The 383-nt window shown below is 65.3% G+C and carries 1 pseudogene; it reads left to right on the plus strand.

The window, feature by feature from the left end:
* Positions 1-383: pseudogene (locus J1M86_RS23415) on the plus strand (cobyric acid synthase CobQ); the annotation flags it as partial.

Consider the following 383-nt stretch of genomic DNA (forward strand, 5'->3'; position numbering starts at 1 on the left):
GCGCAGAACATGTCCAACAACTCGGTGGTGACGCTCGACGGCGGTGAGATCGGCCGAGCCCAGGCGATGCAGGCCGCGGCCTGCGGCCTGGAGCCGAGTGTGCGTTTCAATCCGGTGTTGCTCAAGCCGGGCAGCGATCGGACCTCGCAATTGTTGGTGCGCGGGCGTGCGGTGGCGCAGGTGAATGCGAGCAACTACATCGAGCATCGGCGGGCGTTGCGGGCGGTGGTGGCCGAGGAGTTGGCTTCTCTGCGTGCAGAGTTCGACGTGGTGATCTGTGAAGGGGCCGGTTCGCCTGCCGAGATCAATCTGCGCGCGACGGACTTGGCCAACATGGGTTTGGCGTCGGCGGCATCGCTGCCGGTGATCGTCGTGGGAGATAT

The organism is Rhodococcus sp. KRD197, from assembly GCF_017168235.1.
In the GTDB taxonomy this organism is placed as follows: Bacteria; Actinomycetota; Actinomycetes; order Mycobacteriales; family Mycobacteriaceae; genus Rhodococcoides.